The following is an 18,452-nucleotide window of genomic DNA, read 5'->3' on the forward strand; positions in this document are numbered from 1 at the left end:
AATTTAATAGAGCAAAGTGACAGAATTTTAGAATTATGGAAGATATTGCAGGAAAAACATTTGATGTTGTAATCGTGGGAAGCGGTCCCGCAGGGTTGACGGCCGCGCTTTATGCAGCCCGGGCTGATTTGAATCCCTTGGTTTTTGAGGGACCCGAACCCGGCGGACAATTGATGCAGACCACCGATGTAGAAAACTATCCCGGATATCCGGAAGGCGTTTTAGGCCCCAAGATGATGCAGGATTTTCGGGAACAGGCACAGCGTTTTGGTGCCGATTGCCGTTATGGCATGGTCTCTGATATCGATTTTAGCGAACGTCCGTACCGTTTAGAAGTTGATGAGGAAACCGAACTTTTTGCCCAATCAATTATCGTATCTACCGGCGCATCCGCCAAATGGTTAGGACTGGAAAGCGAGCAGCAGATGAGAGGGAAAGGCGTTTCGGCCTGCGCCACTTGTGATGGCGCCTTCTTCCGGGATGAGCATGTTATTGTAGTCGGTGGTGGCGATACAGCGATGGAAGAAGCCACCTTCCTCACCAAGTTTGCCAGTAAAGTTACCGTCCTGCATCGTCGCAAGGAGCTCAGGGCTTCGAAAGCAATGCAGACGCGTGCCTTTAATGATGAGAAAATTGAATTCATGTGGGATACCGAGTTGCAGGAAGTGCTTGGCGAAGAGGCCGTAGATGGTGTGAAAGTGGTCAATAACGAAACAGATGATGTTTCCACCCTTAAGGATGTAAAGGGCGTCTTTGTCGCTATTGGACACAAACCCAATACAGACCTTTTTAAAGGCGTTCTTACCATGGATGATGTAGGGTATATCCAAACCAAAGGACAATCTACCGAAACAGATCTGGAAGGAATTTTTGCCTGTGGTGATGCCATGGATCCGGTTTACCGTCAGGCTGTAACTGCTGCGGGTACCGGTTGTAGGGCTGCCCTGGATGCAGAGCGGTTTTTAGCAGAACAGGAAGTTCAGGAAAAAGTAGCTGCTGAGTAATATATTTCGAGAGTCCTTTTCAAAACTATTACGTCTTGTCATTCTGAGTTAAATTCAGGATGACAAGCCCAGTTTTGCAAGGACTCTTAAAGAAAAAGGACAGGAGGATTGATCTAAATTACAGGGCCATCTTTTTGTGAGATGCAATCAATCCCACCCCAATTTATCTTCCCCCCAAGAAGGATTAAAACCTTTTCATACGGTATTTAAGCGGAAGACTAAAGAAGGAATTGACTGGCTTACCATCTTTGATTCCCGGTTCAAAAGATGCCTCTCTAATAGTTTGAATAGCAGCCTTATCAAGAATGGGGTGTACCGACTTAATAATAGTATGGTTTATGTCCTCACCCGATTTTAAGACAATAAACTTCACAGTAACCTCTCCACGAAGCCCTCTATTCCTGGCTTCCGCAGGGTAGTCCATCGATTGGGCAAGACGTAGCATTCCCCAACCACCTGTGGTTCTTTATCTACTTCACCCTGCTTGAAAACGGTCAACGAATCGCTACCTATCTCGACAGGCTTATCTTGTGTTTGCGAAACAACCCCTTCTTTTGATGAACTGCATGCGACTCCTATTAAGAGACAAAAAGATAACAGCAAATATTTGATCGTTTTACCTTTCATGAATAGTCATTTTTATCATGATTAGTTATAACCTTAGAACATAATAGATAAATGAATACTATTAACAATTTATTGAATTTTATAGTATCTAATTGTCGGATCTATGCGTTCTCAGCATCCTGCTCATAGCTCTGCATAGCTTTCCAAAAGCATAAGCTACCCAGCACTCCGCAGCAGCTAAATACAAGCATTAGGGCTTTAGCCGGACCGTATTGCGCGGTAAAAACAGTATCCATTAGCCATCCGGTAAGGGGTGGGCCAATCCCAAATCCAACGATACTAATGACGAAAAGATAGAGTCCCCCAGCCAGCGCCCGCATATTGGGTTTCACCAAGTATTGCAGCAGAGCTGCTGCCACTCCATTATAGGAGGAAGAGATAATATTCGCTAAACCAATTAAAATAAGAGCCGTTGTACCAGACTCGGCAAAAAGTCCGGCGTAATAGAGTGGAAGGCATGCTAATCCGGCCACCATACCCATCACAAAACGACGCGAAGCCTCCCAACGACCGGCTAACCAATCAGCTGCTTTACCAGAAGCTATCACGCTCAAGCCGGTTGCCATCATAAACCATCCGTATTGAGGTGTTAGGGAAGCGGCGTTATGAATATCTTTAAGCACAATTCCAATAAATCCCAATATGGTATATCCTGTAAAGGCCAGGAATGAAAACCCCAGGAAGTGATAGCGCACGGTCTTCTTTTGCAGGATGTACGACAAAACCTCCCGAAAATCGGTTATGGCTTCGTAACGTTCTCCACCCCGGGTAATGCCACGGGGCAACTCTCGAATGACAAACCATGCTATTGCAGCTATCAGTAATCCGGGTAACCCAACACTCATGAGCGCGGTTCGCCAGTTATAAGCTTGGGCGATGCTTCCTCCTCCCAGGAAAGCCACTCCGACGCCTACAAAAATTCCGGAGGCATAAATGGAAAACACTGTTGCCCGTTGTTCAGGACGAAAATAATCCGCAAGCAACGAATAAACCGCCGGACTTAAGGCCGACTCACTAATCCCCACAAAAAAGCGTGCCACAATCAAGAAGGCAAGTGAACTGGCAAAACCACTGATAAAGGTCATCAGGCTCCAAACGACAAGTCCGGCAACAATCATCCATTTTCGAGAATACAGGTCGGCCAGCCGCCCCATGGGTATGCCACATATTGCATAGATAAACGAGAAGGCCGTACCGTAAAGCAAGCCCACCTGAAAGTTACTTAGAGCAAGCTCTTGCTGGATTTGAGGAGCCAACACTGCGATAATCTGGCGGTCAACAAAGCTGGATATATAGATAAGCGTTAATAATCCCAGCACCAGCCAGGCATAGGGTGATGAGATAAACTGTTTTGCACGTTCTTTTGTTAGAGGCATTTAACAGAATTTTATTAAGCCTTAATGTACCGGAAATTACAGGTGTAAATCCACCGGCAGATAATTGGCCTCAAATCAACTATTGTATTCTTGCAATCACTTTATGATTTTTGGAGAGCATTAATGACAACGAATTTTATTCATGGCTAAAGTAAAACTATACGACGATTTACCTAAACTTCCTGAGAAAACAGAAGAGGAAAAAGCGCAGGCACGGCAAATCCTTGATGAACTTTACCAGCACTACCCTAATCCCCATTGCGAACTCACTCATCGCAACGCTTTTGAACTGCTTTGTGCAACTATCCTTAGTGCCCAATGCACCGATGTACGGGTAAATAAGGTAACACCCGATCTTTTTGAGGCTTACCCTACGCCTGAATTGATGGCCGAAGCGCCCATCGAAGAGCTGGAGGAGCTGGTCCGATCTACCGGATTTTATCGAAATAAAGCCAAGGCCCTGAAGACCTCTTCAACCATTATCGTGGAGAATTATGATGGAGATGTTCCCAGCACGATGGATCAGCTGCTCGAACTCTATGGTGTAGCACGCAAAACGGCTAATGTTGTGCTTGGCAATGCCTTCAATATCAATGTTGGTGTGGTGGTGGACACCCATGTTCGCCGATTTGCCAACCGGTACGGACTGACGGAAGAAGAAAAGAATACCAACAAAATTGAGCGCGATTTGATGGCCCTTTTTCCCAGGGAATCATGGACGGACCTTTCTCACTTAATCATCCATCACGGACGTAATGCCTGCAAAGCACGTATATCGGAGCCGCCCGATCATCCGCTTTGCAAAAAATATGGCACCCACTGTGAATGCCAAGAAATGCGAGAAAAGTAGGTATAAGGGGTATATGGAAATAAAAATTCATCCAATATTGTGTTACAAAAACGATATACCCCTATCCCTTATATCCCATAATGAAGCCTTCATTAAGAAATGAGCACTTCCAAACTATTTAACTCCCAAACGAACCCCATTCCAGGAATACGTCGCGACCTGGATGTTATCCCCATGCGCGAAAATGGAGATGAATACCTTTACTTTCGGGATCCGCGTCAGTATGCTCCGCAGGATTTTGCCCTGCATCGAGACACCGGAAGCCTGCTTTCTCTGCTGGATGGGCGTAAAAGCCTCTCGGACTTAGAAAACTATCTCGGTGATGGCGTTACCAAATCAGACGTTCTGGAATTCATACAATTCCTGGACAAAAACCGCCTGCTCGACTCGAAGTTTTTTAAGGCCTATGCCCAGAATATGGAGCTTAAATACGAGCATGGTGATGTTCATCAATCCGTAACAGCCGGTAACTCTTATCCCGAAAACCCAGAAGAACTGCGACAGTACCTGGATGAAGCTTTTGACCAGTCTATCCCCAACGGCACACCAGAAAAGCCGAAAGCGCTGTATGCCCCACATATTGATCCAAGGGTAGCTTTAAACAGCTATGTTGAAGCTTTTGCTCCTATCAAAAATCTTAAACCCAAACGGGTGGTCATTTTGGCTACCTCTCACTATGCTGGCTGGTACCCTCAGGTATATGAAGATCACCCCTTCATTCTGGTTGATAAAAATTTCCAGTTGCCCCTGGGTACCATTAATCGTGACCAGGCTGTCATTGAACGGCTTAAAACCAAGCAAGATTGTGGGATTACCGCCCAGGACCGAGCGCACAGGATGGAACACAGCATCGAGCTGCACCTCCTGTTTTTAAGCTACCTCTGGCAACACCGTTTTAGCGTTGTTCCCTTTCTGGTGTCGAGCTTGCAAGAACTTCTGTACATGGACAATGGACATCATGGGCAGCTGGTGGATCGATTTACATCGCTGTTGAACAATCAATTTGCCCACGATGATGACACCTTTTTCCTGATTAGTGGGGACCTGGCCCACACTGGCAAAAAGTTTGGTGATGAACAACCGGCCTCTACCCTCTTTGCGCAGGTAGAAAATTTTGACCAGCAGTTCATGGATTATGGCTCCAATAATGAGCCCAAAAACATGCTGGAGCTACTTGCAAAAGATGTTGATCCTTACCGTATTTGTGGCTTTCCTCCACTCTATACTTTTTTAAATAGTATGCCTGACCTGAAAGGGGAGGTACTTAGCTACGATCGCTGGGATGAACGAGAACGCGAAAGTGCCGTTACCTTTGGATCTATCCTTTATTCAATGAAAAATTAAAAATGACCAATTAAAAATTGGTCCCCCATATTCACAAAATTTTTAATCCTTAATTTTTCATTTTTAACTTACTCCATAATTTCCATTTTTTCGGCAAAGTAGGAAGTAAAATCACGCATATCTTCGGCCATCCCCTCTTCCTTGGTTGAATTTTCCAGGGTATCCGCCATGGTTATCAGCGTCTGATGGAAGAAGACTTTCATCTCGTCCATCGTCATTTCTTTCGTCCACAGGTCGAGCCGGAGGGTATCTTGCTTTTTAGGATCCCACATCGACAGCATCATCGCTCTGCAGTTTGCTATTCCTTCTCCATCTTTATCCGTAGCATTCCAATCTATCTTTTCCGGAACGTTGTTATCATCTAACTCTACGGTTATACTAATTTCCTTTTTATTCTGAGGCATAAAAATGTTTGGTTAGTGCTCTATATTTTTGCTCTCAAAATACGGTAAATCTTGCTTTTTTCTAAAGCTTGCCTTCTGATTTGAGCTTATTTAATCGGCTGTTTCGTATATTATATCTTAACAACCATCATACTAAATTAAGCTGCTATGAAACTTCTATCCCGCCTCGGTTTTTTGTTACGCCTTCTATGTATTTTCGCCGTTGCAAGTATCGTGCTTGTGCAATGCACGTCCGAAACACGGCTGTTAAATAAGATCCCTATCAATTCAGTTGATGTAGAAGTGTTCGACCAAAATGATAACCCCATTAGTGGAGCCCAAATAGAAGCTTCCAATGGGCGCCAGACGACTACGGATGCCGATGGAAAAGCTAATATTCGGTTTGGCGGCGTGGGCATATATACCATAACCGTGCTCGCTGACAACAGGATGCCCAACAACTTTGTGGTAACCATGCCCACCGATCGTGGAGAAACCATTACGGCCCGGCTCACCGACAGCATTGAATTTACCGGCATTGCTTTTGGATCTGCTAACCTCTACCCATTGATCTTTAACTATATGTTTAGCAGCTATGGCTATGGGTTGGAACTTACGGATTACCAGGAAGGACAATGGACATCATGGGCTATCAATACGGATGACAGCGACAACGACATGATCATGTCTAAGGCTTTTCTTAAAGAACTGGATAATGGACAGCAGTGGTGGCAGGTCGAGCTCAAGGATGCCAATGAAGAAGGCAGCACCTATACGGCCGAAGTTCTTTTCTCCGAAGATCGTTCCTCTATTGTACGCTATCGTGAACAGATTGGAGAAAATGAAGTACAAGAAAAGCCGGTCTCTGAAGGGTGGTACACAGCCCCCACTCAATTGACAGAAGAGTCTCGCGAAGGAGCACTCAGCCAGGAAGGAGTTGAGATTACCATCCCAAAAGGAACCTATAAAGCTAATGTCTTGGAATATGGGGTCGCGCCGGAAGTCAGCCTTAAAATATGGCAGGCACAGGATACCACGGTCCCCGGTGGCGTTTTAACTTATAAAACTTCCAGTGAAAATGGAGAGTTGATGTACGAGAGCGAATTGCAAGATTTTGGAAGTGACGCAACCACCAAACTGGATAGCTATGAGTAACATCAAGCGCACAAGCGAAAGCCCATACTATGATTAGAGGCTCCCAAGAATTCGCTGAATAAAAAAAGCCTCCACTCAATTTAGAATGGAGGCTTTATTATGATCAATGTATAATTAATAACGGTAGTGGTCCGGCTTATACGGTCCCTCTTTGGGAACGTCAATGTATTCGGCCTGATCATCACTTAGCTCTTCGAGCTCTACCCCGATTTTCTTAAGATGGAGTCGTGCAACCTTTTCATCCAAATCTTTTGGAAGAACGCTTACTTCCAGATCAAAGTCCTCCGGGCGATTCCAAAGGGCAATTTGAGCCAGTGTCTGGTTGGTAAAGCTGTTCGACATCACAAAAGATGGATGGCCCGTTGCATTACCCAAGTTCATTAAACGTCCTTCGGAAAGGAGGATAACTTCTTTTCCGTCTTCCAGCTTAAAGAGGTCAACCTGGGGCTTAATATTATCTTGCTCAGCGTTTTCTTTCAGCCATGCAACGTCAATTTCATTATCAAAGTGGCCAATATTACCCACAATGGCTTTATCTTTCATCGCTTTAAAATGACGCGCCGTGATGATATCCTTATTACCGGTTGCGGTAACCACGATATCGGCTTCTTTGATGGCGTCATCCATCTTCTTGACTTCATAACCTTCCATAGCAGCCTGAAGCGCACAAATAGGATCAATCTCAGTTACAATAACCCGAGCTCCACCGCCACGCAGCGAAGCAGCTGATCCTTTACCAACATCTCCATAACCGGCAACAACAGCCACTTTTCCAGCAAGCATAATATCGGTAGCACGCTTAACGGCATCTACACACGATTCTCGGCAACCATACTTGTTATCAAACTTCGACTTGGTGACCGAATCGTTCACGTTAATGGCCGGGGCACCAAGCGTCCCTGCTTTGGCCATTTTATACAGGCGATTAACGCCGGTAGTGGTCTCTTCCGAAATTCCATTAATACCTTCCAACAATTCCGGATAATCTTCGTGTACCAGCTTGGTAAGATCTCCACCATCATCCAGGATCATGTTGAGTGGTTCTCCGTCCTCAAAGAAAAGAGTCTCTTCGATGCACCACCAGAACTCTTCTTCGTTCATACCTTTCCAGGCATAAACCGGAACTCCAGCTTCCGCGATCGCAGCAGCGGCATGATCTTGTGTAGAAAAAATATTGCAGGATGACCATTGAACATCTGCTCCAAGCTCTACCAGCGTTTCAATCAAAACGGCCGTTTGGACCGTCATATGCAAACAACCGGCTATACGGGCTCCTTTCAATGGTTGCTCATCAGCATATTCTTCACGCAGAGCCATCAATCCCGGCATCTCGGCTTCCGCCAGCCGTATTTCTTTACGGCCGTACTCAGCCAGTCCAATATCCTTTACTTTATAAGGAAGTTTCTCTTTTACCTTCTGTGCCATGAAAATCTATTCTTTTTTTGAAAGTTCGTAGTCGTTAAAAATACAGCTTTATTCACTCAAAAGTAAGTCCTAAGAAAATCGAAATGCTATTCTGAAATTTTATACTTCACTCTTATTCTCAGTCGGCTGCTTATGCTTTTCTATAATCTGTTTGATCTTTTTGTAGTCTTCATCCGGCCCATAGCTACCGACCGATTTCTTGATAAAGTTACCTCCGGCATCAACAAATAGCTTAAATGGAATACCCTGAACTCCAATCTTTTGGTGGATCTTGTTAGCATCCATCAGATAGGCAAAATTATAGTCATGCTCCTCTGCAAAAGCACGAGCATCTTTAACCGTATCTGTAAAGCCGGGTGTAACGGCCAAAACGACAAAATTATCCGGGTACTCTTCCTGCAGCTTTTGGAGCGTCGGGAAGCTGGCAAGACAGGGCTTGCACCATGTCTCCCATAAGTCAATCATGACCACCTTTCCTTTAAAATCGGCTACACGCACCGTATCTCCATCCAGAGAAGTAAAAGCGGCTTGTTCTATAATTTCGGCATCCGTTACCGGTGCATTCTTTTCCTTTTCTGCCTCTGACTGATCCGACTTTCCACAACTTGCAACTAACACAACAGCTATTATTCCAGCTGCTAATAAACGTACGTAATTAAGCATATATAATTTTTTAGACTTGATAGCTTGTAAACAAGCAATTGACCTTCGTTTTATTGATGATCAAAAATAACAAATTGGCCAGGCAATTGCTTTCTTTTTCAAGATGAAATATACACCTCAAATCTTACCTCAATTGCCTTCCCGATTCTTTTTTATTACAATTTTTAAAATTAATCGTATTGATTATTGGTCTTTAAGTATATAGTTATCACTGAGGGTATTGACTGGGAATATATTGTAATATTTATGGATACATCTACCAATATTAACGGTTTTTTATGCAAACCATAGCCTGTCTTGCCTCTACAAATAAAATCAGCATAATGTTCATCTCATATTAACCATAAACATCATCTTATTATGGAAAAAAGATATAAACTTCTAATGGTCTGCTTTGTACTGATGCTGGGGGTCCAGCCGGCATGGGCCCAATTTACGGTATCTGGGGTTATTACCGATGGCTCCACAGGAGAGCCACTGATTGGGGCCAATGTTTTCCACCAGCCATCCTCTCGTGGCGCTACGACGAATGTCAATGGAGAATTTACTCTTGAACTGCCGGGAGAAGAAGCTACACTCCGGGTTTCTTTTGTCGGCTATGCCTCAAAAAATATTACGGTCAGTGCTTCTGATACCAAGGTAACCATCGAACTAACACCTGACATAGCTAATCTTGATGAACTTGTTGTTACCGGATTGGCCAGTAGCGTTAAGCGCGAAAACCTTGCCAATGCGGTAACTAAAGTAGGGGCTGATGAGCTGACCGGAACGGTGGCCTCACCCACGGTAGATAATGCCCTGTCCGGCAAAATCCCAGGTGTAAACATCCGCAGTAATTCGGGTGCACCAGGTGGTGGGTTCAACGTTCAAATGCGTGGCATAAGCACCTTGGGAGCAGGTACTTCTCAGCCATTATATATTATTGACGGTGTTTATGTAAACAACTCTACCATTAGTAATGGGCGTTACCAGGCAACAGGTGCTACCAGTGCAGGTGAAGATAATGGCGGCAATCGCCTGGCCGACCTAAACCCAGATGATATTGAAAGCATTGAAGTACTTAAAGGACCCTCTGCTGCAGCAATATACGGCCAGCGCGCGAACGCCGGCGTGGTCATTATTACGACTAAAAGAGGCTCTGCTGGTGCAACAGAAGTAGGCATTGAACAAAATATTGGATTCTCCAGTCCACTTAACCTGCTGGGCGTGGCGTCATGGAGTGAAGAGAAGATCAACTCCCTGTATTCCGGTGAAGCAGCAGAGATCGAGCTTGAACGGTTCAGACAGGCTCAATCCAACGGTAACATTTATGATTATGAAGATATTATTTATGGAAATCGCGGGCTTATCTCAGAAACCAATGTAAGTGTTTCCGGTGGAGATGAAGTGACTCAATTCTTTGTATCGGCCGGTTTACATGCCGAAGAAGGCATTATTGACAATACCGGCTTTGACCGTGGAAGCATTCGGGCTAACCTGGATCATGACATTTCAGACAATATTCGCATTTCCTCGAGTTCTAATTTCTCTAAGACGGCTAATGACCGTGGGTTTACAGGCAACCAAAACGGGTCAGGCGGTTCTCTCGGATATACGCTGGCATATACCCCTACCTATGCACAACTCTTTCCGGATGAAGAAGGCAACTACCCTGCCAATCAGTATTTCGATGATAACCCGTTAGCTATCATTGAGCATGCCAAGAATGAAGAAGATATTACACGGTTCATCCAATCACTGGATTTAAATACGGACCTCTACCAAGAAGGAGGATCCGGACTGTCGCTGAACATCAAGGGAGGAATTGACTACTTAAATTATAACAGTTTGATTTATTTCCCAGAATTTCTGCAAAACCAGCAGGCTTCCTCCAATCCCGGCGACGTTATTCGTACCAAAGAAGATAACCTGAGCACCAACCTGCAGGCCGTACTGCTCTTTAATCAGGCGCTGAGTGATTTTGACCTGACAACCCAGGTTGGATTTTCGCGGTATGAACAGCAACAAAGTCGGCAACAATTACGAGGTCAGGGCCTTGTAACCGGTCAAGATAATATTAATCAGGCCCAAGTACAGTCGGTATTAGGGCAAAACAAACAACAGACAATTGAAATTGGTTGGTTTGGCCAACAAGAAGTTAATTGGGATGACAAACTCATTGGCACTGTGGGACTTCGCTTAGATCGCTCTTCCCTAAACTATAACCAAAGCGAATATTACCTGTTTCCCAAAGCATCGCTGGCCGCCAACATCGCAAACTTTAACTTTTTTGAACTGGATAACATTAACCAGTTCAAATTACGTGCCGCCTATGGAGTAACCGGTGGCGTGCCTAGTTTCGGTGATACCTTCCGTGCTCTCAATGGATCCAACATTGGCAGTAGCCTGGGACTGACAATTTCTACACGGGATATCGATCCTAACCTTAAACCCGAACGTGCTCAAGAATTAGAGTTTGGTACCGATATCGGCCTGTTACAGAATCGACTTTCATTTTCAGCTACTTACTATATCAAAACGGTGGAAGATCTTATCCTCGACCTACCGACAGCCAGCTCGACCGGGGTTACCGCCATTGCTACCAATGCAGCAGAACTTGAAAACAAGGGCATTGAGTTAGGATTAAATGCCTCTCCCATACAGCAAGATCTATTTTCATGGAACACGGACCTCCTTTTTTGGAAAAACAATTCCAAAATAACGCGTCTTAATATACCACCTGATGTTTCAGGGGGATTTGGTGTTTCTTTAGGCAACTACCTGCTTCAGGAGGGCTTTTCTCCAACAGCCATTGTCGGCATTCCCGAAACCCCTGAAGAGAAGGCACTTTACACTATGTATGGCAATGCACAGCCGGATTTCCAGGCATCCCTGGGCAATCAACTTTCATTCCTCAACGGATTTCAGTTCAACTTCTTGTTCCACTGGAGTCAAGGAAATTACAATGTAAACCTTTTCCAGTTTTTAACGGATGACGGTGGAACTTCTACCGACTGGAATACCGATTCTGATGGCGACGGAACACCCAAAGGTATTGAGCGGCTTTCCCAACTGCCTCCCGAATCCTATGTGCAGGAAGCCAGCTACATTAAGCTTCGCGAAGTTGGGCTACACTATAATGTGCCGACTGCATTCATTGAAAATACCTTTAGCAACACCCTGCAAAGCTTACAGTTCGGTATTTCTGCAAGTAATGTCTGGATGTGGACCACCTACGATGGTTATGATCCTGAGGTGTCAACATTTGGTACCCAAACAATTAACCAGTCTGTTTCAGTAGCACCGTACCCATCATCCAGGAAAGTCCTGTTTAACATTAAGCTCGACTTTTAATTCAAACTTTTTGCTCTTATGAAATCAACTAAGCTTATTTATTTATTCGTATTTTTAGTTATCACGGCTCTTGCCGGATGCAATATTGTTGATCCTGACCGGATTGAGGACCCGAATAATCCATCCGTAAATGAAGTGCTGGAAGGCGCTAATAAAGCACAATTACAAAACCTGATCTCCGGCCTTGAGATACGCCACCGCTCCGGAGCCATGGGATTCACCGATGTGATTGGTAGTTTTGGCCGGGAAATTTATCCTATGCGTGCCTCCGACCCCCGGAATATGCGTGACCTTCTGGGGCTGGCTGAAGGTGCCGATGCCGAAACGGACCCAAGCTTTCGTGGATTGGGTACGGTTTGGACCACCCCCTACACCGCTATCAAGCAAGCTAATCTGATCATTCGGGCAGTAGAAAACACCGATAATGTAACAGAAGAAGAAAAAAGTGGTTATCTGGGCGTTGCAAAGACCCTCGAAGCGTTCCAATACCTCATTCCCCTTCTTACACAGTCCCAAGAAAACGGCATCCGTATTGATGTGGATGATCCCCTAAATCCCGGTCCATTTGTAGGCTACGACGAGGCCCTGTCAGAAATTCGAGGCCTGCTGGATGAAGCACAAACACACTTAGAGGCAGCAGGCAGCAGTTTTCCCTTTAACCTGACGGAAGGGTATGCAGACTTCAATACTCCCTCTACCTTCATTAACCTGAACCGGGCTATTGATGCTCGAGCCGCAATCTACGCCGAAGATTGGAGTGGTGCTCTTGCCTCCCTTGAAGAAGCAAAGCCCTTTTTTGAACTGACCTCCGGCGAGGCTGCCATGAGCAAAGGAGCCTACTTCGTCTATACAGGTCCGCCAGACGCTTTCAATCCATTCTATTACACCGAGAATGCAGAGACCAGCCAAATTGAGATGGTACATCCATCCATGATTACCGATGCGGAAGAAGGGGACCTCCGGGTTGCTAACAAATTCTTTGAACGAACAAATCCGATTACCCAGCAGGGACTCTCCTCAAAGTACCAGGATCATCGATTTGAATCCAATACCTCGCCGGTACCCTGGCTTCGTAACGAAGAGTTGATCCTTATCTATGCTGAAGCTCAGATGCAGCAAGGAAACATTACAGAAGCTAACGAAGCGATCAATTATGTTCGGAATACCTGGGGCTTGGATAATTTCTCCGGTTCAACCCCGTCCGAAGTTACTGACCAACTGTTATACGAGCGTCGATACTCTTTATGGTACGAGTTTGGACATCGTTGGTTTGATGCTAAACGCTATGACCGGCTGGATGAACTACCAACTGATGGCGGTAAAATTTTCAATTACTATGCTCGCCCCTTGAGTGAGCAAAACTGGGAAGACTTCAATTAATGGTTATCTCATCTGACTAATGTATAAAAGCCACTCCTTCTCGGGGGTGGCTTTTTCGTTTTACCCTATTCCCTGTCCTGGCACTTTAATGATGACAATTGCCTCAATAACGCTTTTCAAACAACCCTGTATTATCGGGCTGGGACCGCCTGCAAAATTCTGAATCCCCTCCTAATCTGGATACTCTACCGCAGTATGGGATCCTGATGAGGCTTGCACAACATTTCCCGCACGTCAATCCCCCCTTTCCTTCAACAGTTACCATATTTCACCCTATCTCCATCCCGCAAAATATCGGTCCTCAATTAAGCCCTTCCGGGTTATCCTGTTGACTTCAAAGAAGCTATGACCTAAACATTAATAAATATTAATGCCCATTTGCTTGTTATTAATATTTTTTATATGGGATAATTCGTAATATTTGAACATATCTTTTAACATAACCTATATGACCATGCCTAAAAAAGCTACGATGTTTTATTTATGGGTGGTACTATTGCTGGTTGCTCAATCGGCAGTAGCACAGTTTACCGCAGAAGGAACCGTAACCGATGCTCAAACCGGCGATCCGCTGGTGGGTGCTAATATCTATCACCAGGATTCGAATAGAGGAACTACAACGAATGTTGATGGGGCCTTTGTCATAGAGCTTCCCGGACAAAGCGCTACCCTTCGGATTACCTACATTGGATATATTACTCAATCCATTGAAGTTTCAGCCGAACAATCTACTGATCTTCAAATCGAACTTACATCTGATATCGCTAATTTGGAAGAAGTAGTAGTTACCGGACTGGCTTCTTCTGTAAAGAGGAGCAACCTGGCCAATGCCGTTTCTTCAATTTCTGCTAAAGATATCTCGGAAAAGGTAGCCCCTCCTACTATAGACAGAGCCATGCAGGGTAAAATTCCCGGCGTTGAAATCATGTCGACCGGGGGCGCTCCGGGCGGTGGCTTTAACGTACAGCTGCGGGGTGTTAGCACCTTGGGAGCCGGAAGTTCACAGCCGTTGTATATTGTAGACGGGGTCTATATTGATAACAGCGCCATACGTACCGGACGATCAGTGGTTAGCGGGGCAACTTCTGCCGCTCTTACGGATGAAGACGACGCCGGTGTGCAGGATGGTGTTGCCAACAGGCTTGCGGATCTTAACCCTGAAGACATCCAAAGTATTGAAATATTAAAAGGACCTTCGGCGGCCGCTATTTATGGGCAACGTGCCAATGCTGGCGTAATCATCATTAACACCAAACAAGGTGCTGCCGGTGAAACGCAAGTGAGTTTCTCACAGGAAGTAGGATTTAACAGTCCCCTAAAACTTTTGGGAAGAACCAACTGGACCGAGGAGCGTATCATTGCTTTCCATGATGACGCTGATGAAGGTCTGAATGCCGCAACCCAGCTTGAGCTCGATCGTTTTAGAACTGCTCAGGAAAATGGCACCATTCGGGATCTCGAAGAGGTATTTTTTGACAACCGCGGGGTTATTAACAAAACGCAAATTAGTATTTCCGGTGGAGATGCCAAGACGAGATTTTTCGTATCTGGGAATATCGATAACGAAGATGGTATTATTACCAATACCGGCTTCAACCGGAACTCCCTGCGTGCTAACTTAAGTCACAGCATTTCAGATAGAGTATCAATTACCTCTAACACCAATTTTGTCAATACAGAATCAAATAGAGGATTTACCGGAAATCAGAACAACACCGGGGGATCGCTAACCTATAATTTAGCCTCGCACCCCAACTATGCCTATGGATTATTACAACCAGACCAACTGGGGGGCTACCCGGACTCTCCTTATTTTGCCGAAAATCCATTCCGGTTGGTTGATGTAGCCACTAATGACCAGGATGTGAACCGACTATTGCAATCGGTAATATTAAAAGCCGACCTCGCAACCTTTGGTGCTTCTAAATTATCTCTCGATGCCCAGGGCGGCTTTGATTTTATTGATGCCAACTCCATCGTACATTTCCCGGAATTTATGCAGTTTCAACGCAGCCAATCCTTTCCGGGCATTGTTGTTCACGGCGAAAACCGTTCTCTTAACACAAACCTGCAGGCATTCCTGGTATTGAACACTGATATAAAAAGCGGTATCGGCAACATCAACTTGACATCACAGGCAGGATGGACACGCTTTACCACCGATATAGCAGCCAGTGAAATTCAGGGTACCGGACTCCTGCCCGGCCAAACCAACACGGATAACGCCGCTCAAATATCGACAAACCAAAACTTTGCCAATACAACCGAAGTTGGTTTTGCCGCACAGCAAGAAGCGAACTGGGAAGATCGCATTATAGCTACCATAGGTGCCCGTTTTGACCGATCAACGCTAAACCTTGATCAGGAAGAATATACGCTTTATCCCAAAGCATCACTAGCCATTAACTGGGCCAACTTTGATTTTTGGAATATCAATGATGTTAACCTGTTCAAGCTGCGAGCGGCCTATGGGGAAACCGGTGGGGTACCGCTTTTTGGAAATACCTTCACCACCCTGGGCACCGGTCCCATTGGTGATCGTGTGGGGGCCATTGCTCCTGTAGCAAGTGTAGACTCCGACCTTAAGCCGGAACGTGCCAAAGAAATCGAATTGGGACTCGACCTGGGACTTTTCGACGGCCGAATTTCCTTCGAAGGCACCTATTACAATAAAACCGTGGAAGACCTTATTTTAGACCTTGAGCCCTCCCCTTCCACTGGTTTAACGACCGGTATTACGACCAATGCCGCAGAACTTGAAAACGTTGGCTGGGAATTTGGATTATCGGCCTCTCCCATCCTGTCACAAAACCTCTCCTGGAATACCAATGTATTGTGGTGGACCAATAAGTCTGAAATCACCGAGCTTGTTATCCCGGGACAGACCAACCAGGCACTCGGTTTTATCGGTTTTGGAGCCACCCGAATTGAAGAAGGCGTATCTCCTACGGCCATTTTCGGACTTCCCAATACCGAAGAAGATCAGTTTGGTGGGTTAACCAAGTGGGGCGATTTCCAGCCTGACTTCCAAATGTCATGGAATAATGAATTCAGCTACTCAAACTTTGCATTCAACTTCCTGTTTCACTGGAGCAAAGGCGGAGAAAACCTTGATCTCTATCAGCTGTTGCTGGACGGAGGTGGTAATACAGATGATTACTTCCGGGAAGGATCAACAGAAGTTACGCCCAGACCGGGACCGTTTTCTACAACGGAGTATTATATTCAAGATGCCAGCTATATTAAACTTCGCGAGGCTTCCCTGTATTACACGGTGCCAACGGCTACCCTCCAGGAATTCTTTGGTGGTCTTGTGAAACGCGTGCGATTCGGTGTTTCCGGAACCGACCTATTAATGTTTACCGACTTTAGAGGCTACGATCCGGAAGTAAACTTTGAAGGCAGAAATACACTCATTCGATCTGTTTCCATTGCACCGTATCCAAGTTCGAAAAAGTTACTCTTTTCTATAGATCTGGACTTTTAACCCAAAGAATTTTGCCTTATGAAAACGTTAAAAAAGAACATATTACTATCTGTAGTCGTCATCTTATCCATGTCGTTTTCGGCATGTGAGATTGTCGAAGTGGATGTTGTACAGGATCCTAACCGCCCGACATCACAATCTGTGCTAAACGATGCTACTCCGGGCCAGATTCAGGATTTGCTAACGGGCCTGGAAAACAAAAACCGTGACATCATCGACCTGCGCTCCGGTGCCTATTCGCTGATGGGTGTTTTTGGTCGCGAGCTGTACTACTTTAACTCATCCGACCCCAACTTCATCACCGCCTGGATTCAGCTTCCCGGATCCGTTAATGCTGAGGATAACAGCAGCTTCTTTGTTGATGCCAGCATGTACGAAGAGCCTTACCAAGCCGTACAGTTGGCTAACCTCACCCTCGGGGCTGTTGCTAACACCAACCAGTTAACCGAGGAAGCCAAAAGCGCTGCCAGCGGCTTCGCTAAAACAATCAAGGCGTTCCAGCTGCTTATTCCACTACATGGACAGTATCAAAATGGAATACGCACTGAAATTCCTTTTGAAGATCCATTTCAACCGGGCCCATTCAGATCGTATGATGAAGCCCTTTCTGACATCCGTGCCATCCTCGATGATGGCGCTGCCGATTTAGGTGCAGCAGGCAGCACCTTCCCATTTGTCTTGACAGATGGATTTGACGGCTTTGAAACTCCTGCTGATCTGCTGGAGTGGAACCGGGCCATAGCAGCACGGGTAGCTATTTATGCTGAGGATTGGGGAGCAGCAATAACGGCTACCGATGAATCATTCATGCAGCTTACCGAAGGGGAATCAAGTATGAACCTCGGGGTTTATCATACCTTCAACGGAGGCAATGATATCCTCAATCCATACTTCTTCACCCCTACCGCAGATGAAAATGATCTCCTGGTTGTTCATCCTTCTATGCTGGATGACGCTGAAACCAATGACCAGCGTGTCGCCAACAAATTCTTCCAGCGAGCCGAGGCAGCTACCAATCCCGATTTCACCGGTCCTGCTATAGCGTACCAGCACGCTACCTTTGCCTCCGCCACTGACGATTTTCCCATGATTCGCAATGAGGAACTGATTCTCATCCGCGCCGAGGCACTGGCACAACGTAACCAGGGTACCGACCTGACCAACGCTGTGGATGCCATCAATATCGTTCGTAACAGCTGGGGGCTGGGCAATTTTATCAGCCTTGATCAAGATGCTATCATTGACCAGGTACTGTTCGAGCGGAGATACTCGCTGTGGGGCGAAGGTCACCGCTGGGTTGATGCCCGACGATACGATCGCCTGAATCAAATTCCAACGAATGTTGACGGCGGACGTATTCCAACCCAGATTGCCCGTCCACAGGGTGAAATAGACTGGGATGAATTCACCGGCAATTAATAACCA

General features: G+C 45.6%; 13 protein-coding genes. 8 read left to right on the forward strand and 5 right to left on the reverse strand.

Going from position 1 to position 18,452, the window contains the following annotated elements; genetic code table 11:
• Positions 1 to 35 precede the first annotated feature (35 nt).
• The gene (trxB, locus tag J6I44_RS12270; protein ID WP_265766430.1) at positions 36 to 1,004 is read left to right on the forward strand and encodes a thioredoxin-disulfide reductase; all 969 of its coding nucleotides are present in this window, start codon (positions 36 to 38) and stop codon (positions 1,002 to 1,004) included.
• A gap of 184 nt (positions 1,005 to 1,188) precedes the next feature.
• Here the strand turns inward: trxB and J6I44_RS20900 are convergent, their stop codons facing one another.
• Complete coding sequence (locus J6I44_RS20900) at positions 1,189 to 1,449, reverse strand: energy transducer TonB (RefSeq protein WP_350356699.1); 261 nt, start codon at positions 1,447 to 1,449, stop codon at positions 1,189 to 1,191.
• Positions 1,450 to 1,732: 283 nt separating this feature from the next.
• Complete coding sequence (locus J6I44_RS12275) at positions 1,733 to 3,007, reverse strand: spinster family MFS transporter (protein WP_265766431.1); 1,275 nt, start codon at positions 3,005 to 3,007, stop codon at positions 1,733 to 1,735.
• A 142-nt stretch (positions 3,008 to 3,149) separates the two neighbouring features.
• On the opposite strand from J6I44_RS12275, the gene nth reads away from it, so the two are divergent.
• The gene (nth, locus tag J6I44_RS12280) at positions 3,150 to 3,857 is read left to right on the forward strand and encodes an endonuclease III (protein ID WP_265766432.1); all 708 of its coding nucleotides are present in this window, start codon (positions 3,150 to 3,152) and stop codon (positions 3,855 to 3,857) included.
• Positions 3,858 to 3,956: 99 nt separating this feature from the next.
• Positions 3,957 to 5,201: an AmmeMemoRadiSam system protein B gene (amrB, locus tag J6I44_RS12285; RefSeq protein WP_265766433.1), complete on the forward strand. Its 1,245-nt coding sequence runs from the start codon at positions 3,957 to 3,959 to the stop codon at positions 5,199 to 5,201.
• A gap of 68 nt (positions 5,202 to 5,269) precedes the next feature.
• Here the strand turns inward: amrB and gldC are convergent, their stop codons facing one another.
• Positions 5,270 to 5,605, reverse strand: a complete 336-nt coding sequence (gldC, locus tag J6I44_RS12290) for a gliding motility protein GldC (protein ID WP_265766434.1) — start codon at positions 5,603 to 5,605, stop codon at positions 5,270 to 5,272.
• 147 nt (positions 5,606 to 5,752) lie between these two features.
• Here gldC and J6I44_RS12295 point away from each other — a divergent pair, with 147 nt between their 5' ends.
• On the forward strand, positions 5,753 to 6,739 hold the full coding sequence (locus J6I44_RS12295; RefSeq protein ID WP_265766435.1) for a carboxypeptidase-like regulatory domain-containing protein: 987 nt from the start codon (positions 5,753 to 5,755) through the stop codon (positions 6,737 to 6,739).
• A gap of 114 nt (positions 6,740 to 6,853) precedes the next feature.
• Here the strand turns inward: J6I44_RS12295 and ahcY are convergent, their stop codons facing one another.
• Positions 6,854 to 8,164, reverse strand: coding sequence for an adenosylhomocysteinase (gene ahcY, locus J6I44_RS12300; RefSeq protein ID WP_265766436.1), 1,311 nt, complete (start codon positions 8,162 to 8,164; stop codon positions 6,854 to 6,856).
• Between the two features lie 99 nt (positions 8,165 to 8,263).
• Positions 8,264 to 8,827, reverse strand: a complete 564-nt coding sequence (locus tag J6I44_RS12305; protein ID WP_265766437.1) for a TlpA family protein disulfide reductase — start codon at positions 8,825 to 8,827, stop codon at positions 8,264 to 8,266.
• A 360-nt stretch (positions 8,828 to 9,187) separates the two neighbouring features.
• On the opposite strand from J6I44_RS12305, the gene J6I44_RS12310 reads away from it, so the two are divergent.
• The 4 genes from J6I44_RS12310 to J6I44_RS12325 all read left to right on the forward strand — a co-directional run bounded on the left by J6I44_RS12310 (position 9,188) and on the right by J6I44_RS12325 (position 18,446).
• Complete coding sequence (locus tag J6I44_RS12310) at positions 9,188 to 12,160, forward strand: SusC/RagA family TonB-linked outer membrane protein (RefSeq protein ID WP_265766438.1); 2,973 nt, start codon at positions 9,188 to 9,190, stop codon at positions 12,158 to 12,160.
• 18 nt (positions 12,161 to 12,178) lie between these two features.
• On the forward strand, positions 12,179 to 13,540 hold the full coding sequence (locus J6I44_RS12315) for a RagB/SusD family nutrient uptake outer membrane protein (RefSeq protein ID WP_265766439.1): 1,362 nt from the start codon (positions 12,179 to 12,181) through the stop codon (positions 13,538 to 13,540).
• Positions 13,541 to 13,994: 454 nt separating this feature from the next.
• Positions 13,995 to 17,027: a SusC/RagA family TonB-linked outer membrane protein gene (locus J6I44_RS12320; RefSeq protein WP_265766440.1), complete on the forward strand. Its 3,033-nt coding sequence runs from the start codon at positions 13,995 to 13,997 to the stop codon at positions 17,025 to 17,027.
• An 18-nt stretch (positions 17,028 to 17,045) separates the two neighbouring features.
• Complete coding sequence (locus J6I44_RS12325) at positions 17,046 to 18,446, forward strand: RagB/SusD family nutrient uptake outer membrane protein (protein WP_265766441.1); 1,401 nt, start codon at positions 17,046 to 17,048, stop codon at positions 18,444 to 18,446.
• Positions 18,447 to 18,452: the final 6 nt, after the last annotated feature.

Source organism: Fodinibius salsisoli, assembly GCF_026229185.1.
GTDB classification, from domain to species: Bacteria; Bacteroidota; Rhodothermia; order Balneolales; family Balneolaceae; genus Fodinibius; species Fodinibius salsisoli.